This window comes from Halomonas stenophila (assembly GCF_014192275.1).
Taxonomy (GTDB): domain Bacteria; phylum Pseudomonadota; class Gammaproteobacteria; order Pseudomonadales; family Halomonadaceae; genus Halomonas; species Halomonas stenophila.
Window position 1 is genome coordinate 1 of record NZ_JACHXR010000003.1, and the last position, 17,440, is coordinate 17,440.

Consider the following 17,440-nt stretch of genomic DNA (forward strand, 5'->3'; position numbering starts at 1 on the left):
CTGGCCCAGGCCAACGCCTTCATGGAGGGCAGCCAGGGCGGCAGCGACCTCGACCCCTACAGCTGCCCGGGCAACCGCCCCTCCAGCACCCTGCTGCTCGACGAGCTGACGCCGAGGAACCTCGGCGCGCTGATCGCGCTGTACGAGCACAAGGTGTTCGTCCAGGGGGTGATCTGGAACATCAACTCCTTCGACCAGTGGGGCGTGCAGCTCGGCAAGCGCATCGCCGGCGAGATCAGCAGCCGCATCGACGAGCATAGCCAGGACTTCGACGGTTCCACCCAGGGCCTGCTCGAGCTGGTCCGCGCGCACTTCCCCGGTCACGGCACCGCGACGCGAGAAGCCCCGCCGCAGGAGGCCCCAACGCCCGACGCCGCCAAGCCCAGGGGCAAGCGGCGCAAGGCCTCCTCCTGAGCCGTCGGGCCGCGCCTCAGCGGGCCGGGCGCCCGGCCCGCTGCCCCCACCAGGCGGCGGCGAGCCATAGCGGCACGCTGCCCAGACCATAGACCAGGGCCAGCCAGGGGCGCGAGGCCTCCAGCAGATAGAGCGTCTCGAGCCCGAACAGCGAGAAGGTGGTGAAGCCGCCGCAGAAGCCGGCGACCAGGAAGGGCTGCCAGCGGGCGGCGCGCCCGGTGATGCGATGGGAGGCCCGGGCGACGAAGGCGGCGATCAGCCAGGAACCGACCAGGTTGACGGCCAGGGTGCCCCACAGGAAGGCACTGCCGAGCCACTGCAGCACGCCCAGCGAGACCAGGTAGCGCAGCACCGCGCCCAGGCCACTGCCCACCCCCACCGCCAGATAGCCCTGCCAGCTCGTCATGCACCGCCTCCGGCCAGCCACCAGCCCGCGGCCGCGGCGATCACCCCCAGCCCCAGGGTGGCCAGGCCATTGGCCAGGGCCGCCGCTGTGCGGCCTGCCTGCCACAGGCCGAGGGTCTGCAGGCTGAAGGAGGACACGGTAGTGAAGCCTCCCAGGCCCCCGACCGCCAGGCCCAGCCAGGCCGGCGAATCGCCGGGGGGCCAGCCGAGGCGCGCGGCCAGCGCGCCGAGGGCCAGGGTCCCGCTCAGGTTGACCATCAGGGTGCCCCAGGGAAAGGCCCGCCCCAGCCATCGCGCGGTCAGCTCGGTCACGGCCAGGCGCGCCATGCCGCCCAGCGCCCCGCCCACCGCCACCAGTCCCAGGCTTGCCAGCCCCATGTGTCTGCCTCCCTGACGCCTTCGCGTCGATGCTAGCCGAGCCGGGTGCCGGCCACAAAAAACGCCACCCGGGACCGGGTGGCGAGCGTTCATGCTTGCCTTGCAGGGGTATAGGAGGCATTCAGGCAATGCCTGCCAGAAAATATGACACAATATCCCGATCATGTACAATTCTCGTACACTACCCTGAAGACTCATCGAGGCCCGACACCTCCGGCCATGGTAGCCTGACGACGACATCCTCGCCCTATCCACGCCCAGACACGGAGGCCCAAGCGTGCGCACCAGACGACTCCTCTCCCTGGCCAGCGGCTGGCTGCTGGCCATCCTGATGCTGGCCCCCCTCCCGGCCATGGCCCAAGCGACCGACGGGGGAGGCCAGGCCCCGGCCAATGCCACCCTGGCCAATCTCCTCGAGAATCCCGAGACGCGCCAGCAGCTGATCGACCAGCTGCGCGGGGCGGCCAGCGAGTCGGGTGCCGAGGCCGCCGCGAGCGAGGCGGCGTCGCCGTCGCTGCCCCGCCAGCTGGCCGAGACCACCAGCCGCATCGTCGGCGAGCTGGGCAGCCAGCTCGGCCAGGTCCTCGATGCCGTGAGCGGCCTGCTCGCGGCCTCCCCGAGCACCTTCGACCTGCCCGCCTTCACCAGCGCGGCCATCAACCTCGGGCTGGTGATCCTCGCCACGGTCGTGCTGTTCATCGCCGTTCGCCGCCTGGCCCGGCCCCTGTTCACCCGCCTCAGCCAGTGGTCGCTGACCGGCAAGGGCCTCCAGCCGCTGCTGCGCCTGGTGCTCAGCGTGGGCGTGGCGGTACTGATCGATGCCCTGGTGGTCGCGCTGGCCTATGTCGGCGGCAACCTGGTCGCCACCTTCGCGGTGGGCGAGAGCGGTGAGCTGTCGACCCGCGCCTCGCTGTTCCTCAACGCCTTCCTGGTGATCGAGCTGCTCAAGGCCGCGGTGCGCATGCTCTTCGCCTCCCGCTACGAGGGCCTGCGCCTGCTGCCCATCGCCGCCGCCTACGCCGCCTACTGGAACCGCTGGATCGCACGCCTGATCGGGCTGGCCGGCTATGGCCTGATGGTGGTGGTGCCGCTGGTCAACGCCTACCTGTCGCCGGCCCTCGGCGAGGGGATCGGCACCCTGATCATGATCGGCGCCTATGTCTACGCCGTGGTCGTGGTGCTCAAGAACCGCAAGCGGCTGCGCGACGCCCTGAACCGCAAGGCTGGCCAGACCACCATGGCCGCCAGCCGGATATCGCTGCAGCTGTTCGCCCGGACCTGGCACCTCTTCGCCCTGGCCTACTTCACCATGGTGCTGGTGCTGACCCTGACCCGTCCCGAGGACGCCCTGCCCTTCGTGCTGCTGGCCACCCTGCAGACCCTGGTCACGGTCCTGGTGGGCATGCTGGTGTCCTCCCTGCTCACCCAGACCATCGGCCGGCGCATCCGCCTGGGTGACGACCTGCGCCGCAAGTTGCCGATGCTCGAGGCGCGCCTCAACCGCTACGTGCCCACCGCCCTGCGAGTGATACGCGCGGTGATCCTGATCGCCGTGGTGATGGTGGTGCTGAGCGCCTGGGGCGCCTTCGACCTGGCCGGCTGGTATGCCTCCGAGGCGGGACGTGGCCTGGTCGGCAAGCTGCTCAGCGTGTTCGTGATCCTGGTGGTGGCCGCCGCCGTCTGGCTGGGACTGGCCAGCCTGATCGAGCACAAGCTCAACCCCGAGACCGGCGGCGGCGTGCCCTCGGCCCGGGCCCAGACGCTGCTGTCGCTGTTCCGCAATGCCCTGGCCATCGCCCTGATCACCCTGACGGCGATGATCGTGCTCGCCGAGATCGGCATCAACATCGGCCCGCTGATCGCCGGTGCCGGGGTGCTGGGCCTGGCCATCGGCTTCGGTGCCCAGAAGCTGGTGCAGGACATCATCACCGGGGTCTTCATCCAGGTGGAGAACGCCATGAACACCGGCGACGTGATCACCGTGGGGGGCATCACCGGGGTGGCCGAGAAGCTCAGCATCCGCTCGGTGGGCATCCGCGACCTCAGCGGCACCTACCACATCGTGCCCTTCTCCAGCGTCGACACCGTCTCCAACTACATGCGCGACTTCGCCTACCACGTCGGGGAGTACGGCATCGCCTATCGCGAGAACATCGACGAGGCGATCCAGGCGCTGCAGGAGGCCTTCGAGGCGCTCCGCGAGGACGAGGAGCACAAGGGCAAGCTGCTCGAGCCGCTGGAGGTCGCCGGCGTGATCGCGCTGGCCGACAGCTCCGTGAACATCCGCGTGCGCATCAAGACCACGCCGGGGGACCAGTGGGCCGTGGGCCGCGCCTACAACCGCCTGGTCAAGCTGCACCTCGACGCGGCCGGCATCGAGATCCCCTTCCCCCATACCACCCTCTACTTCGGCGAGGACAAGGACGGCGGCGCCCCGCCGGCCAACGTGCGGGTCATCCGCCAGCAGGCGCGCGAAGTCGCCGCCGCCTCGGCCGACGAGGATCCCGCGGTGGCCACCGACACCCAGGCCCCCCAGGAGGTCCACAACCAGGAAGACTACGACGGCGAGACGTAACCACCGTCACCCACGCCAATGCAAGAGGGGCTGCCATTCGGCAGCCCCTCTTGCATGCTGGGTCGGGCGCGGGCGACGCTCAGGACGCCGCCTGGGCCGTCTTCGCCGGCGTGTCCTCCGGCTCGGTGGGCTGGGGCAGCGAGGGCAGCGACCGGTCAAGCAGCTCGACGCTCTGCCGGTAGTACAGCTGGCTCTTGTTGTGCTCGCCCAGGTTGGCATAGAGCCGGGCCAGCTCGGCGCAGACCACGCCGCTGGGCCGCTGGCGCTGGCTGGCCTCGAAGTATTCCTGGGCCTTGCCCCAGTAGGCGTTGCGCAGCGAGAGCCGGCCCAGGGTGAGCAGCAGATCCGGGTCGTTGGGCCGCTCCTGCAGCCACTTCTCGGCCACCACCAGCTGGCGCGCCGCCTCCACTTCGAGCAGCCCGTAGCGCTGCACCAGGCGGCTGTCCCAGTGCTCCTTGAGGGAGTGACGCAGCAGCCGCTCGGCGATGCCCTGCTCGTTGCCGCGCACCAGGGCCTCGGCATAGAGCACGATCAGGTCGACGTTGCCGCGCAGGTGGTCGGGCATGTCGGCCCAGAGGTTGCGCACCCGCTCGATGTCACCGGGCTGGCGGGCCTCCTGGGAGATCAGCTCGCGATAGGCGCGCTGCTCGAGCTGCTCGCGCTCCTCCCGGGAGATCAGGTGCTGCGCGCCGAGGCGCGGCATCAGCCGGCGCAGGCCGTCCCAGTCGCTGAGGCTGATATAGGCCTGCTTGAGCTGCTTGAGCACCTGCGGGTGGTTGGGCAGGTGGCGATCGAGGCGGGTGAGGATCGCCAGGGCCTCCTCGTACTGCTGGCGGTCCAGCATCAGTTGGGCCTGCATCAGGCCCACCGCGGTGTCGGCCCCCTCGGTGCTGAGGTGGGCGCGCTTGAGCAGGGTGTCGGCCTGCTCGTAGCGCCCCTGGTAGTGGGCCGCCAGGGCGGCGGAGAGGTAGTTGACCAGCGGCGTGCTGGAGTCGTCGGCGGCCTTGACCAGGGCCTTCTCGGCGCGCTTCCAGCGTCCCTCGGCCAGCGCCACCAGGCCGCGCACGGTGCGCCGCATGGCGGTGCGGTTGCGCGAGCGGCTGTTCCACACCTTGAAGCGGGTCACCGGGCGCGAGAGGCGCATCAGCAGCCGCAGGCCGAAATGCACCACCACCAGGGCCGCCAGCAGCAGCACCAGGCCGAACCAGAAGGAGGTCTGGACCGAGGTATCGCCCACCCGGACCAGCCAGTAGCCGGGCACCGACATCATCAGCTGGCCGAACAGGGCCCCGATCGCGAGGCCGAGGACCACGAGCAGGATCAGCTTTCTCATGCCTCATCTCCCTGGCCGCCGTTGCCGGCCTCGAAGCGGTGCTCGATGAAGCTCGCCAGCGCCTGCTGGGAGCCGCTGATGTCCGGCAGTTCCGGGCGGATGGCGCGGCCCTTGAGCTCCTCGAGGCGCGACAGCACCGCCTGGACGCCGCTGTCGCCGGTGTCGTAGTAGCCCTGGATCAGGGTCAGGGCCTTGTCGAGGCTGGCCTCATAGAGCGGCGGCTCCTCCTTGAGCAGCGCCAGCTGGGCCTGCTCCAGGACCAGGCGCACGCTCTGGCGCAGGTAGGACTCCTGCTCCGGCGAGATCAGCGCCTCGAGCGCCTCGTCGTGCTGGCGGACCGTGACCAGGTCCTTGAGTTCGCCGCCGAAGCGCGCCAACTGCGACTGCCAGCCGCCGGAGGGCGCCTCCTCGATGGTCGAGTCGGCGGCGATCTCCTCAATGTCCTGGGCCAGCGGGCGACCGGCGATCTGCTCCTGCTGGGCGTTCAGCGCCAGGTAGAGGCCGGTGCGGTCGACGCGGGGCACGGATTCCAGCGCGGCCAGCTCGGAGGCGATCTCGCGGCGCACCGGCATCAGCGCCGGGTTGTCGGCCTCGCGCAGCCGCTCGTCGGCGGTGCGCAGCAGGGCGGCGGCCCCCTGGACGTCGCGTTCCAGCTGCAGGCGCTGGTTGGCCAGGCGCAGCAGGTAGGCGGCCTCGGCGTGCAGCCAGTCGCGCTCGTCGGTCTGCTGCTCGCTGGACAGCTCCTGGAGCACCTTGTCCAGGGTCTGGTCGACGTCCTGGCGATAGTCGGAGAAGTCGCTGCGCAGCGTGCTCACGGCCTCGTCCAGGGCGGCATTGCGCTGCTGCTCGCCACTCTCCAGGCGCCCCGCGAGGTCGTCCAGCGCCGACTGGCTGGCCACCTGGGCCGGCAGGGCGGCCAGGCGCTGTTGCTGGGTATCCAGCTTCTGCCAGACTTGCCAGCCGAACAGCGCGCCGCCCGCGCCCAGCAGGACCACCAGGCCCAGGGCGACTGCCCCGGTCTTGCCGCCCTTGCCGGAGCCGCCCTGGCCGCCGCCCGGAGTCCCGGTGGCGCCCTGGCCGGCGGACGCCGGCTGGCCCTTGGCGTCGCCGCCCGACGCCTTGCCGCCCGACGCCTTGCCGGACGAGGCCTTGGCGGTGGAGGCGGAGGAGGAAGCGGCGCTCTTGGCGGTATCGCGCTTGGTGGCGGCGCTATCGGAGGCCTTGCCGGACGTGCTCCGGGTCTCGGCGGCGGCGGTGCCGGCGGCCGTGGCGGAGGACGCCGAGGCATCGGTCGCCTTGCCGGCCTCGCCCTTGGCGGAGCTCTCCTTGATGGCATCGCCCTTGGCGGGGTCGGCCTTGGCCGCCGCGGCCGGCTGGCCCGTCTCGGCGGGCTCGCCGCCGGCCGCGGCCCTGCCCGGGGTGGCCTGGGCCTGGGTCGTGGACGTCGTCGAGGAGGGCTTGGCGTCGGCCTTCGCCTCGGCGGCTTGGCTCGCCGACGAGGCGCTGCCCTTGCCGCGACGCCGCGAGCGGCGCGACGATGAGCCGCCGCCCTTGCCGGCCTCGGCGCCCGCTCCCGTCGTCGCCGAGCCGGCGCCGCCCTGGGCGTCGCCGGACGGCGTCTGCTGTTCGTCCTGATCGTGTCGTTGCTTGCTCATGTGTCGCTAGCCCTTTTCGAGATCGTCATGATCGACATCGGCCCTCTCCGGGTCCCTGGCCCTGGCCACGGCGGCCGCCAACGCGTCGGGCGTGGCGCCCGACGCCACGACGGGAAGACGAAACCCCAGTGTGCCGGCCAGTGTCGCCAACCGGGTACTGGACACGATTAGCGGTTGGTTCAAGGCGGCCTGTGAGCACCATCTTGCCAGATGTTCGAGGATTTCTCCGCTACTCACCACCAACGCCTGATAGTCGCCGCCCGCCAGCCGACGCCGCAAGGTCGGCGAGGGCTCGAGCAGGCGACGCCGGTAGACCGCCAGGCGCGTCAGGCGGGCGCCTCGGGCGGCGAGGGTCTCGGCCATCAGGGCGCGCCCCCCTTCGCCGGCCACCAGCAGGAGGCGCTGCCCGGCGAGCCGCTGCAGCGAGCCGAGCGCGAGCAGCGCCTCGCTGGTGTCCTCGCCGCCGGCCGGCGGCAGGTGCACCCGCACGCCCAGCAGGCGATGCAGGCTGGCGGCCGTGGCGGCGCCCACGGCATAGTAGTCGATGCCCACGGGAAGCTGTGGCCAGTAGCGGTCCAGCGCCTCGGCGAGACACTCGGCGGCGAAGGGACTCACCACCACCACCCGCCGGAACTGGTCGAAGTCCAGCCAGGCGGCACGCTGTTGCGGGGTCTCGGGCAGCGGCTCGAGGGCCATGGCCTCGCCCCGCTCGACCGCAAAGCCCGCCTCGGCGATGGCCTCGGCCAGCGCCGCGGCCCTCGGCCCGGGACGGCAGATCAGTACCGGCGGGGTCGCCATCAGCCGGCGCCGTAGACCTCGGCGAGGATCTCGCCGGCGCCCATGTCCAGCAGTTCCTCCGCCACGCGGATGCCCAGCGCCTCGGGCTCGTGGATGGAGCCGCGGCCCTCGGCGCGCAGCACCTCGGTGCCCTCCGGGTTGCCCACCAGGGCGCGCAGCCACAGGGTCTCGCCATCGTCCTCGAACACCGCATGGCCGGCGATGGGCACCTGGCAGCCGCCCTCGAGGCGGGTGTTCATGGCCCGCTCGGCGCGGACCCGGGTCGCGGTGGCCGGGTCATCCAGCGGCGCCAGCAGCGAGATCAGCTCGGCATCATGCATGCGGCACTCGATGCCCAGGGCGCCCTGGCCGCAGGCCGGCAGACAGACCTCCGGCGGCAGCTCCATGGTGATGCGTGCCTCGAGGCCCAGTCGCTTGAGGCCCGAGGTGGCCAGCAGGATGGCGTCGTACTCGCCGGCATCGAGCTTGCCCAGCCGGGTCTGGACGTTGCCACGCAGGTTGAGCACCTGGAGGTCGGGGCGCGCCTCGCGCATCTGCAGGCCGCGACGCAGGCTGGACGTGCCGATGCGCGCGCCCTCGGGCAGCGCGTCCAGGGAGGCGTAGTGGTTGGAGACGAAGGCGTCGGTGGGCTCGGCCCCCTCGAGGATCACCGACAGGCCGAGGCTCTCGGGGAAATGCATGGGCACATCCTTCATGGAGTGCACGGCGATGTCGGCACGGCCGTCGAGCATCGCTTCCTCGAGCTCCTTGACGAACAGCCCCTTGCCGCCGACCTTGGCCAGCGGCGTGTCGAGGATCTTGTCGCCCCGGGTGGCCATCGCCACCAGTTCGACCTTGAGCCCCGGATGAGTCGCCATCAGGCGGTCGCGGACATATTCGGCCTGCCACATGGCCAGTTGACTCTTGCGCGTGGCGATACGCAGCGTTTCGATGGCTTGCACGTGGTTCTCCCCGTCCCGGTTCGCTTGCACTCGGCGCCCCTTGCGCCGGCGCCCGGTGATGTCTTGGTTTGCTGCCATCATAAAGGACCCGGGAGGCCAGGAAAAATCGTCACGTCCCGGCCCTCTCGCCGCCCGGGGCCCCTCGCCTGGCCCGTGGACTCTGGTACACTTTCCCGCATGTCAAGCCAGCGCGGCCTCGCCGAGCTGCGGCGGCACACCGCCGGCCCTCACCCACCGACCAGCCATGCAGGATGTCAGCCCGATGAGCCCAAGCCCGACGAACCACCGCACCAACCAGTCCTGGGGCGGCCGCTTCAGCGAGCCCACCGATGCCTTCGTCGCCCGCTTCACCGCCTCGGTCGACTTCGACCGGCGCCTGGCCCTCCACGACATCCAGGGCTCGCGGGCCCACGCCACCATGCTGGCCCGGGTCGAGGTGCTCACCGAGGCGGAGCGCGACGCCATCCTCGAGGGCCTCGACGAGGTCCAGGCCGAGATCGAGGCCGGCACCTTCGACTGGTCGGTGGCGCTCGAGGACGTGCACATGAACATCGAGGCGCGCCTCACCGACAAGATCGGCATCACCGGCAAGAAGCTGCATACCGGGCGCTCGCGCAACGACCAGGTGGCTACCGACATCCGCCTCTTCCTGCGCGACGAGATCGACAGCGTGGCCGCCGAACTGACTCGGCTGCGCGAGGGGCTGATCGCGTTGGCCGACCGCGAGGCCGATACCATCATGCCCGGCTTCACCCACCTGCAGACCGCCCAGCCGGTGACCTTCGGCCATCACCTGCTGGCCTGGCAGGAGATGCTCGCCCGCGACCAGGAGCGGCTCCTCGACTGCCGCAAGCGAGTCAACGTGCTGCCGCTCGGCGCCGCCGCCCTGGCCGGCACCACCTACCCCATCGACCGCCATGTGACGGCCGAGCTGCTGGGCTTCGACCGCCCCGCGGAGAACAGCCTCGACGCCGTCAGTGACCGCGACTTCGCCATCGAGTTCACCTCCTTCGCCAGCGTGCTGCTGATGCACCTGTCGCGGATGAGCGAGGAACTGGTGCTGTGGACCAGCGCCCAGTTCGACTTCATCGACCTGCCCGACCGCTTCTGCACCGGCTCCTCGATCATGCCGCAGAAGAAGAACCCGGACGTGCCGGAGCTGGTGCGCGGCAAGACCGGCCGGGTCTATGGCCACCTGATGGGCCTGCTGACGCTGATGAAGTCCCAACCGCTGGCCTACAACAAGGACAACCAGGAGGACAAGGAGCCGCTGTTCGATGCCCTGTCCACCGTCCAGGATTGCCTGAAGGCCTTCGCCGACATGGTGCCGGCCATCGAGGCCAAGGCCGACAACATGCGCGAGGCGGCCCGCAAGGGCTTCTCCACCGCCACCGACCTGGCCGACTACCTGGTCTGCCGCGGCGTGGCCTTCCGCGACGCCCACGAGATCGTCGGCCAGTCGGTGGCCTTCGGCATCAAGGAGGGCAAGGACCTCTCGGAGATGAGCCTCGAGGAACTGCGCCAGTTCTCCGACGCCATCGACGAGGACGTCTTCGCCGTGCTGACCCTGGAGGGCTCGGTGGCCGCGCGCAACCATATCGGCGGCACCGCCCCGGACCAGGTGCGCGCCGCCGCCCAGCGGGCCCGCGAGGCCCTGGCGGCGCTGTCTTCCCGGGACGGCCAGGGGAGCCGGGGCTGATGCGCCTCGCCGCCCTGCTCGCGCTGCTGGCGCTGCCCCTGCTGCTGGCCGGCTGCGGCCAGAAGGGGCCGCTCTACCTGCCCGGCGACACCGCGGCGGAGGAGCGCTACGGCCCCCGCGACCCCGAAACCAGCGACGACGACGCACCGGACGCCGAGGCGTCGGACGCCGCCGCCGACGACGCCACCCGCCCCGCCGACGAGGACGATACCTAGGCATGGATCATTTCGAGTACCGCGACGGCGTGCTGCACGCCGAAGAGCTGCCGCTTGCGCGCATCGCCGAGGAGTTCGGCACGCCCTGCTACGTCTATTCCAAGGCCACCCTGGCGCGCCACTTCCGGGCCTATACCGAGGCTCTGGGCAGCCATCCCCACCTGATCTGCTACGCGGTCAAGGCCAACTCCAACCTGGCGGTGCTGGGCCTGCTGGCCCGCCTCGGCGCCGGCTTCGACATCGTCTCGGTGGGGGAACTCGAGCGGGTGCTGACCGCCGGCGGCGACCCCGCCCGGGTGGTGTTCTCCGGCGTGGCCAAGCAGGAGAACGAGATGGCCCGCGCCCTCGCCGTGGGCATCAAGTGCTTCAACGTCGAGTCCCGGGCCGAGCTCGAGCGGCTCGACGCCGTGGCCCGCGGCCTGGACCGGGTCGCCCCGGTCTCGCTGCGGGTCAACCCCGACGTCGACGCCGGCACCCACCCCTACATCTCCACCGGGCTCAAGGCCAACAAGTTCGGCATCGCGGTGGACGAGGCCCGGGAGGTCTACCGCCAGGCGGCGACCATGGACAACGTGCGAGTCGTGGGGCTCGACTGCCATATCGGCTCCCAGCTCACCGAGACCGCGCCCTTCCTCGACGCCCTCGACCGCCTGCTGGTACTGCTCGACCGGTTGCGCGAGGACGGCATCGAGATCGAGCACCTGGACCTCGGTGGCGGCCTGGGCGTGCCCTATCACGACGAGCGCCCGCCCCAGCCCTTCGACTACGCCACCGCCCTGCTCGAGCGGCTGTCGCGCTGGCCGGGCAGCGACCGGCTGACCCTGCTCTTCGAGCCGGGACGCTCGATCGCCGCCAACGCCGGCGTTCTGCTGACCCGGGTCGAGTTCCTCAAGCCCGGCGAGACCAAGAACTTCGCCATCGTCGACGCGGCCATGAACGACCTGATCCGTCCGGCCCTCTACCAGGCCTGGCAGGCCATCCTGCCGGTGGACACCACCCAGGCGCGGGAGAGCGGCACCTATGACGTGGTCGGCCCGGTCTGCGAGACCGGCGACTTCCTGGGCCAGGACCGGGAGCTGGCCATCGCCGCCGGCGACCTGCTGGCGGTGCGTTCCGCCGGCGCCTACGGCTTCGTCATGGCCTCCAACTACAACAGCCGCCCGCGGCCACCCGAGGTCATGGTGGACGGCGACCGCACCCACCTGGTGCGTCGCCGCGAGCGCCTGGCGGACCTCTGGGCCGGCGAGGCCACACTGCCCGACGACGGCGCGGAGACGCCCTGATGCTGCTGCAGTTCACCAAGATGCACGGGCTCGGCAACGACTTCATGGTGGTCGACCTGATCACCCAGCGGGCGCGGCTGCGCGACGAGCAGATCCGTGCCCTGGCCGACCGGCGCTTCGGCATCGGCTTCGACCAGCTGCTGGTGGTCGAGCCGCCCCGGGACCCGGACATGGACTTTCGCTACCGCATCTACAACGCCGACGGCAGCGAAGTGGAGAACTGCGGCAACGGGGCACGCTGCTTCGCCCGCTTCGTGCGCGACCAGCGGCTGACCCACAAGCGCGAGATCCACGTCGAGACCGCCGGCGGCCCGCTCACCCTGGTGGTGGGCGACGACGACCGCGTCAACGTGGACATGGGGCCGCCGCGCTTCGCCCCGGAGGCGCTGCCCTTCGCGGCCGACGAGGACCGGGCCCTGCACGCCCTGGACGTCGAGGGCCGGCGCCTCGAGGTCGGCGTGGTGTCCCTGGGCAACCCCCACGCGGTGCTGCGGGTGGACGACGTGGACACCGCCCCGGTGGCCACCCTGGGACCGGCCATCGAGGCCCACCCGCGCTTCCCGCGGCGGGTCAACGCCGGCTTCATGCAGGTGGTCTCGCCCCACGAGATCCGCCTGCGCGTGTACGAGCGGGGCAGCGGCGAGACCCTGGCCTGCGGCACCGGCGCCTGCGCCGCGGTGGCCACCGGCATCCGCCTGGGCTGGCTCGAGAGCCCGGTCACCGTGCACCTGCCCGGTGGCGACCTGGAGATCACCTGGCCCGGCGGTGACGCCAGCCTGATCATGACCGGCCCCGCCGAGCGAGTCTTCGAGGGCCGCGTGCCCCTGAACTGAGCGTCGAACCGAGGAGAAGCGCATGACCCGAGCCGCCCCCGAGCCACTCAAGACCCTGGACCCGGACGTCGTGGCCCAGTGGCTCGCCCGTCACCCCGACTTCTTCGTCGGCCGTGAGGGCCTGCTCCAGCAGCTCAAGGTGCCCCACCCCGAGGCCCGCGGCGCCACCTCGCTGCTGGAACGCCTGGTGGCGGACCTGCGCACCCGCGCCGAGCAGGCCGAGTGGCGCCTGGAGCAGCTGCTGGAATCGGCCCGCCACAACGAGGCCCAGTACCGCCGGACCCGGGAGCTGGTGCTGGCCCTGCTGGAGGCCGAAGACGGCGACGCCCTGGGCCAGGCGCTGGCCACCCAGTTCAGTGAGCGCTTCCAGACCCCGGCGCTGGCCCTGTGGTGCCCGGCCAGCCTCACCGACCGGGAGGCGCAGCCGCCCCAGGCCCCCCGCCAGGTGCTCGACGACCACGTGGCCCAGCGCCTGGCCGCCCTGCTGGACGGCCGGGCGAGTCGCTGCACCCGGCTGACGCCCACCGACTGGAAGCGCCTGTTGCCCCACGCCAAGGCACCGGACAAGGCCGGCTCCTGTGCGCTGGCCCGGCTGACCCTGGGCGAGCCGCTCGGCTACCTGGTGCTGGCGAGCCCCGACCCCGACCACTTCCGCGCCAGCATGGACACCCTGTTCACCGAGTACGTCGGCGACGTGGTGGCCCGCCTGCTGGTGCGCCTGGCGCCGCCCCGCCATGGCTGAGCCGACCCGGCTCGGCGACCAGCTGGCCGCCTACCTGGCGGCCCTGGCCCGCACCGCCAGCCCGGCCACGGTGGCGGCCTATCGCCGCGACCTGGCCGCGCTGGGCGACTTCCTGGCCGACCAGGGGGTGGACGACGGCGCCGCCCTGGACGCCGCCCTGCTGCGTCGCTTCCTCGGCGGCGAACGGGCCCGGGGCCTGGCACCCCGCAGCCTGGCCCGGCGCCGGGCGGCCATCTCCGGCTTCGCCGACCACCTGCGCGCCGCCGGCGTGCTGGACCACAACCCGGCCAGCCTGGTGCGCACGCCGCGCCTGCCCAAGGACCTGCCGCGACCGGTGGACGTCGACGCCCTGGCGCGCTTCCTCGACACGCCCCACGACGGCTCGCCGCTGGCCTGCCGCGACCAGGCCATGCTGGAGCTGTTCTATTCCAGCGGCCTGCGTCTCGCGGAGCTCGCCGCCCTGGCCCTCGCCGACCTGCAGCCCCAACGGGTGCGGGTGCTGGGCAAGGGCGGCAAGCCACGCCAGGTGCCGGTGGGCCGGCGCGCCCGGGCGGCGCTGGAGACCTGGCTCGGCGTCCGCGGCGCCCTGGCCGCTGACGGCGAGACGGCACTGTTCGTGGGGGTACGCGGCGCCCGGCTCGGCCACCGGGCCATCCAGCAGCGCCTGGCGGCCCTGGCCCGGCAACGCGGCCTGGCCGAGCACCTGCATCCCCATCGGCTGCGCCACTCCTTCGCCAGCCACCTGCTGGAGTCCAGCCAGGACCTGCGGGCGGTCCAGGAGCTGCTCGGCCATGCCAACCTGGCCACCACCCAGGTCTACACCCGGCTCGACTGGCAGCACCTGGCGGCCAGCTACGACGCCGCCCACCCCCGCGCCCGACGCCGCCGCTCCGACGACAGTGACTGATCCCATGACCCGACTGCGCCTCCAGGCCCTGACCTTCGACCTCGACGACACCCTCTGGGACAACCGCGAGGTGATGACCCGTACCGAGCAGGGCCACTACGCCTGGCTCGATGACGCCCTGGCCGAATGGCTCGCCGCGCGAGGCGAGCAGCACCTGGGGCGCTTCGCCGAGTGGGTGCCGATCACGGCCTACCAGCGGCGCCGGCAGGAACTCGCCGAGCGCCACCCGCTGCGCCGCGGCGACTTCACCTGGATCCGCGAGCATGCCCTGGCCTCGCTGCTGAGGGAGTTCGGCCTGCCCCATGAGGCGGCCTGGCACTGGGCGACGCGCGCCATGGAGCGCTTCCATGAGCTGCGCGTGCGGGTCTCGCCCTACCCGGAGGTGGAACCGCTGCTCAGCGAGCTAGGGACGCACTACCGGCTGGGCTCCATCACCAACGGCAACCTGGCCTTCGACCGCCTGCCCCTGCGCCGCCACTTCGCGGTGGCCATCGCCGCCGGGGAGATGCATGCGCCCAAGCCCGACCCCCGCCCCTTCCTGATGGCCCTGGCCAAGCTCGGCGCGTCGCCCGCCCGGGCGATGCATATCGGCGATTCCTGGAAGGAAGACGTCCTGCCGGCGATCCGACTGGGAATGCAAGCGGCCTGGATCGCCGGCGACACGCCCCACGGCGCACCACTGCCCGAGGGCGTCCATCGCCTGGAACATATCCGCGAGCTGCCGGCGCTGCTGGAGAGATTGGGGCAGGAGTAATCCATCACGGCATGGCAGCCGTCTAATGGAGTGACTCAGCAAGGGAGAGTGGATGCCCGGGGACAAGCCTTCGCGAGGGCGCTGTAAACCCATCCCTGGGCGCTCTCGCGCCCTGCTCCGCTCGCAGGGCCGGTGCTGGCCATCCATGGCCAGCCCGTTCGGAGCGGTGCTCCTCACCCATGGCGTAGGACCCTCGCTGCGCCTTGCCTCCGGGCCCGACGCTGGGAGGAAAGTCCCGAGCGGATTCAGTCAGCGCTGGAGAGCAGCCAGTCGTCCAGGCGCTGATGCACCTCCTCGAGGCCCTGCTTCTTGAGCGCCGAGAACAGCTGGACGCTCACCAGGTCCTCCCACTCGCGCAGCCGCGAGCGCACCTGCTGCAGGGCATTCTTCGCGGCGCCGGCCTTCAGCTTGTCTGCCTTGGTCAGCAGGATGTGCACCGGCATGTCCTGGTCGTCGGCCCAGCCCAGCATCGTCTGGTCGAACTCGGAGAGCGGGTGGCGCACGTCCATCACCAGCACCAGGCCACGCAGGGAGGCGCGTCGCCGCAGGTAGTCCGCCAGGTGGCGCTGCCACTCGAGCTTGACCTGCTCGGGCACCTTGGCGTAACCATAGCCCGGCAGGTCGACCAGTCGGTGGTCGGTGTCCTCGCCCAGGACGAAGAAGTTGATCAGCTGGGTACGGCCGGGGGTCTTGGAGGTCCGGGCCAGCGCCTTCTGGCGCGTCAGGGCGTTGATGGCGCTGGACTTGCCGGCGTTGGAACGCCCGGCGAAGGCCACTTCGGCGCCGCCATCCGACGGGCATTTCGCCAGGGTCGGCGCACTGATGAGGAAGCGGGCGGCCTGGTAGTTGAGTCGCGACATGGCGGGGGTTTCCTGACGTTGATCAAGGGTGCCGCGGCTTGCATTCCCGCAGCACGGGTGTTCCGTTATAATGCAGTGACTTTTGTCTGCGACCCGGGGCGCGCAAGTATACCACCGTGCTCCCGCCGGCAGCGACCGATCCGGGTGCGTCGACGGCTTCCGGCAGCAAGGCTCGCCCGGCGTCTCTCGGGCGGCACCCGGGCTACGTACCGGTCAACAACATAACGGCATAGTGGATCAGCGATGAGAAAGCTACTGGCAAGCCTGGCAATCACCATGAGCGCCGTCGGCGCCGCCCACGCGGACCTCCAGTCGGAGGCGGATGCCGCCGCCGGCCGCGAGAAGGCACAGCCCTGCGCCGCCTGTCACGGCCAGGAAGGCATCAGCCCGTCCGGCGCCTTCCCCAACCTGGCCGGCCAGCAAGCCTCCTATCTCGCCAAGCAGATCATGGATATCCGCGACGGCAACCGCAACGTGCCGCAGATGGCCGGTCAAGTGGACAACTTCTCCGACCAGGACGCCTGGGACGTGGCCACCTACTTCGCCGAGAAGGAGCCGGCCCTCGGCCAGGCGGACCCGGAGCCGGCCCTGGTCGAGCACGGCCGCGAGCTGTACCGGGCCGGCGACCTGGCCAAGGGCCTGCCGGCCTGTTCCGCCTGCCACAGCCCGACCGGCCAGGGCATCGGCACCGCCGTGTATCCGGCACTGTCCGGCCAGAAGAGCGAATACGTGGTCGCGACCCTGCAGGCCTTCGCCGCCGGCGAGCGGACCAACGACCCCAACGCCATCATGCGCGACATCGCCACCAAGATGAGCGACCGTGACATGGAGGCCGTGGCCAACTACGTGCTCGGCCTGCACTGAGCGCCTCCCGGCCACCGGCATGCGAAGAGGGCGGCCCTGGGCCGCCCTCGGCGTCTCCGGGAACCCGAACGCCCGGCCACACTCCAACTCGGCGGTGCCGTGCCGATGGCGCCCCACCTGGATCATGACTCACTCAAGGAGAGCCCCTTCATGTTCAAGTCCCTGATCGTCGCCCTGGCAGGCCTGGGCCTGTCCACGCTCGCCTCCGCCGCCAACCTGGTGGAGGGCGAGCACTACACCGTCCTCGACGAGCCGGTGAAGACCCAGGTCGAGGAGGGCAAGATCGAGGTCACCGAGGCCTTCTGGTACGGCTGCCCGCACTGCTACAACCTGGAGGAGCCGCTCAACGCCTGGGTCGCGGAGCTGCCCGAGGACGTGGTCTTCCAGCGCATGCCGGCCACCATGGGCGGCGCCTGGAACCAGCACGCCACCGCCTTCTACGCCGCCAAGCAGCTGGGCATCCAGGAGGACCTGCACGACGACTTCTTCGACGCCTATCATGAGCAGGGCCAGCGCCTGACCGAGGTCGAGGACATCGCGGCCTTCTTCAGCGACTACGGTGTCAGCGAGGAGGAGGCCAGCGAGGCACTGACCTCCTTCGGCGTCAAGTCCCAGGTCAACCAGGCCCATGCTCGCATGCGCAACATGCAGTTGATGGGGGTACCGGCGCTGATCGTCGATGGCCGCTACGTGGTGACCCCGAGCACCGCCGGCAGCCTCGACAACATGCCGCAGGTCGCCGGCGCCCTGGTGGACAAGGTGCGCGAGGAACGGAAGGACTGAG

General features: G+C 71.2%; 16 protein-coding genes and 2 pseudogenes. 11 read left to right on the plus strand and 7 right to left on the minus strand.

Annotated features, from left to right (window positions below):
* Positions 1-414: pseudogene (gene pgi, locus FHR97_RS06495) on the plus strand (glucose-6-phosphate isomerase); the annotation flags it as partial.
* Between the two features lie 16 nt (positions 415-430).
* Here pgi and FHR97_RS06500 read toward each other — a convergent pair.
* Both FHR97_RS06500 and FHR97_RS06505 read right to left on the minus strand, forming a co-directional pair.
* The gene (locus FHR97_RS06500) at positions 431-820 is read right to left on the minus strand and encodes a fluoride efflux transporter FluC (RefSeq protein WP_183382961.1); all 390 of its coding nucleotides are present in this window, start codon (positions 818-820) and stop codon (positions 431-433) included.
* Entirely contained in the window at positions 817-1,197 is a 381-nt protein-coding gene (locus FHR97_RS06505) for a fluoride efflux transporter FluC (protein ID WP_183382962.1), read from the minus strand. Before FHR97_RS06505 ends, FHR97_RS06500 begins: the two co-directional genes overlap by 4 nt.
* 277 nt (positions 1,198-1,474) lie before the next feature.
* On the opposite strand from FHR97_RS06505, the gene FHR97_RS06510 reads away from it, so the two are divergent.
* Positions 1,475-3,772 carry a mechanosensitive ion channel domain-containing protein gene (locus FHR97_RS06510; RefSeq protein WP_425486070.1) on the plus strand — a complete coding sequence of 766 codons (2,298 nt, stop codon included), beginning with the start codon at positions 1,475-1,477 and terminating at the stop codon, positions 3,770-3,772.
* A gap of 79 nt (positions 3,773-3,851) precedes the next feature.
* Here FHR97_RS06510 and FHR97_RS06515 read toward each other — a convergent pair whose 3' ends face one another.
* The 4 genes from FHR97_RS06515 to hemC are packed head-to-tail and all read right to left on the minus strand — an operon-like array spanning position 3,852 to position 8,499.
* Positions 3,852-5,105 (minus strand): heme biosynthesis HemY N-terminal domain-containing protein, encoded by a 1,254-nt coding sequence (locus FHR97_RS06515; protein WP_183382963.1) that lies wholly within the window; start codon positions 5,103-5,105, stop codon positions 3,852-3,854.
* On the minus strand, positions 5,102-6,760 hold the full coding sequence (locus tag FHR97_RS06520; protein WP_183382964.1) for a uroporphyrinogen-III C-methyltransferase: 1,659 nt from the start codon (positions 6,758-6,760) through the stop codon (positions 5,102-5,104). Before FHR97_RS06520 ends, FHR97_RS06515 begins: the two co-directional genes overlap by 4 nt.
* A gap of 6 nt (positions 6,761-6,766) precedes the next feature.
* Entirely contained in the window at positions 6,767-7,558 is a 792-nt protein-coding gene (locus FHR97_RS06525) for a uroporphyrinogen-III synthase (protein ID WP_183382965.1), read from the minus strand.
* The gene (gene hemC / locus FHR97_RS06530) at positions 7,558-8,499 is read right to left on the minus strand and encodes a hydroxymethylbilane synthase (protein ID WP_183382966.1); all 942 of its coding nucleotides are present in this window, start codon (positions 8,497-8,499) and stop codon (positions 7,558-7,560) included. The genes FHR97_RS06525 and hemC overlap by 1 nt, the downstream gene beginning before the upstream one ends.
* Positions 8,500-8,761: 262 nt before the next feature.
* Here hemC and argH point away from each other — a divergent pair, with 262 nt between their 5' ends.
* From argH to FHR97_RS06565, 7 genes and pseudogenes are all read left to right on the plus strand, one after another.
* Positions 8,762-10,198, plus strand: coding sequence for an argininosuccinate lyase (gene argH, locus FHR97_RS06535; RefSeq protein ID WP_183382967.1), 1,437 nt, complete (start codon positions 8,762-8,764; stop codon positions 10,196-10,198).
* Positions 10,198-10,305, plus strand: a pseudogene (lptM, locus tag FHR97_RS20680) (LPS translocon maturation chaperone LptM); the annotation flags it as partial. The gene argH and the pseudogene lptM, both read left to right, overlap by 1 nt.
* A gap of 110 nt (positions 10,306-10,415) precedes the next feature.
* On the plus strand, positions 10,416-11,696 hold the full coding sequence (gene lysA / locus FHR97_RS06545; RefSeq protein WP_183382969.1) for a diaminopimelate decarboxylase: 1,281 nt from the start codon (positions 10,416-10,418) through the stop codon (positions 11,694-11,696).
* The gene (dapF, locus tag FHR97_RS06550) at positions 11,696-12,529 is read left to right on the plus strand and encodes a diaminopimelate epimerase (protein WP_183382970.1); all 834 of its coding nucleotides are present in this window, start codon (positions 11,696-11,698) and stop codon (positions 12,527-12,529) included. The genes lysA and dapF overlap by 1 nt, the downstream gene beginning before the upstream one ends.
* A gap of 22 nt (positions 12,530-12,551) precedes the next feature.
* Complete coding sequence (locus tag FHR97_RS06555) at positions 12,552-13,271, plus strand: DUF484 family protein (RefSeq protein ID WP_183382971.1); 720 nt, start codon at positions 12,552-12,554, stop codon at positions 13,269-13,271.
* On the plus strand, positions 13,264-14,178 hold the full coding sequence (locus FHR97_RS06560; protein ID WP_183382972.1) for a tyrosine-type recombinase/integrase: 915 nt from the start codon (positions 13,264-13,266) through the stop codon (positions 14,176-14,178). The genes FHR97_RS06555 and FHR97_RS06560 overlap by 8 nt, the downstream gene beginning before the upstream one ends.
* Before the next feature lie 4 nt (positions 14,179-14,182).
* On the plus strand, positions 14,183-14,932 hold the full coding sequence (locus FHR97_RS06565) for an HAD family hydrolase (protein ID WP_183382973.1): 750 nt from the start codon (positions 14,183-14,185) through the stop codon (positions 14,930-14,932).
* 245 nt (positions 14,933-15,177) lie between these two features.
* Here the strand turns inward: FHR97_RS06565 and yihA are convergent, their stop codons facing one another.
* Entirely contained in the window at positions 15,178-15,792 is a 615-nt protein-coding gene (yihA, locus tag FHR97_RS06570) for a ribosome biogenesis GTP-binding protein YihA/YsxC (RefSeq protein WP_183382974.1), read from the minus strand.
* A 243-nt stretch (positions 15,793-16,035) separates the two neighbouring features.
* Between yihA and FHR97_RS06575 the strand changes: the two genes are divergently transcribed.
* Both FHR97_RS06575 and FHR97_RS06580 read left to right on the plus strand, forming a co-directional pair.
* Positions 16,036-16,656, plus strand: a complete 621-nt coding sequence (locus FHR97_RS06575) for a c-type cytochrome (protein WP_183382975.1) — start codon at positions 16,036-16,038, stop codon at positions 16,654-16,656.
* Between the two features lie 150 nt (positions 16,657-16,806).
* Positions 16,807-17,439, plus strand: a complete 633-nt coding sequence (locus tag FHR97_RS06580; protein WP_183382976.1) for a thiol:disulfide interchange protein DsbA/DsbL — start codon at positions 16,807-16,809, stop codon at positions 17,437-17,439.
* The last annotated feature ends 1 nt before the right edge of the window (position 17,440 follow it).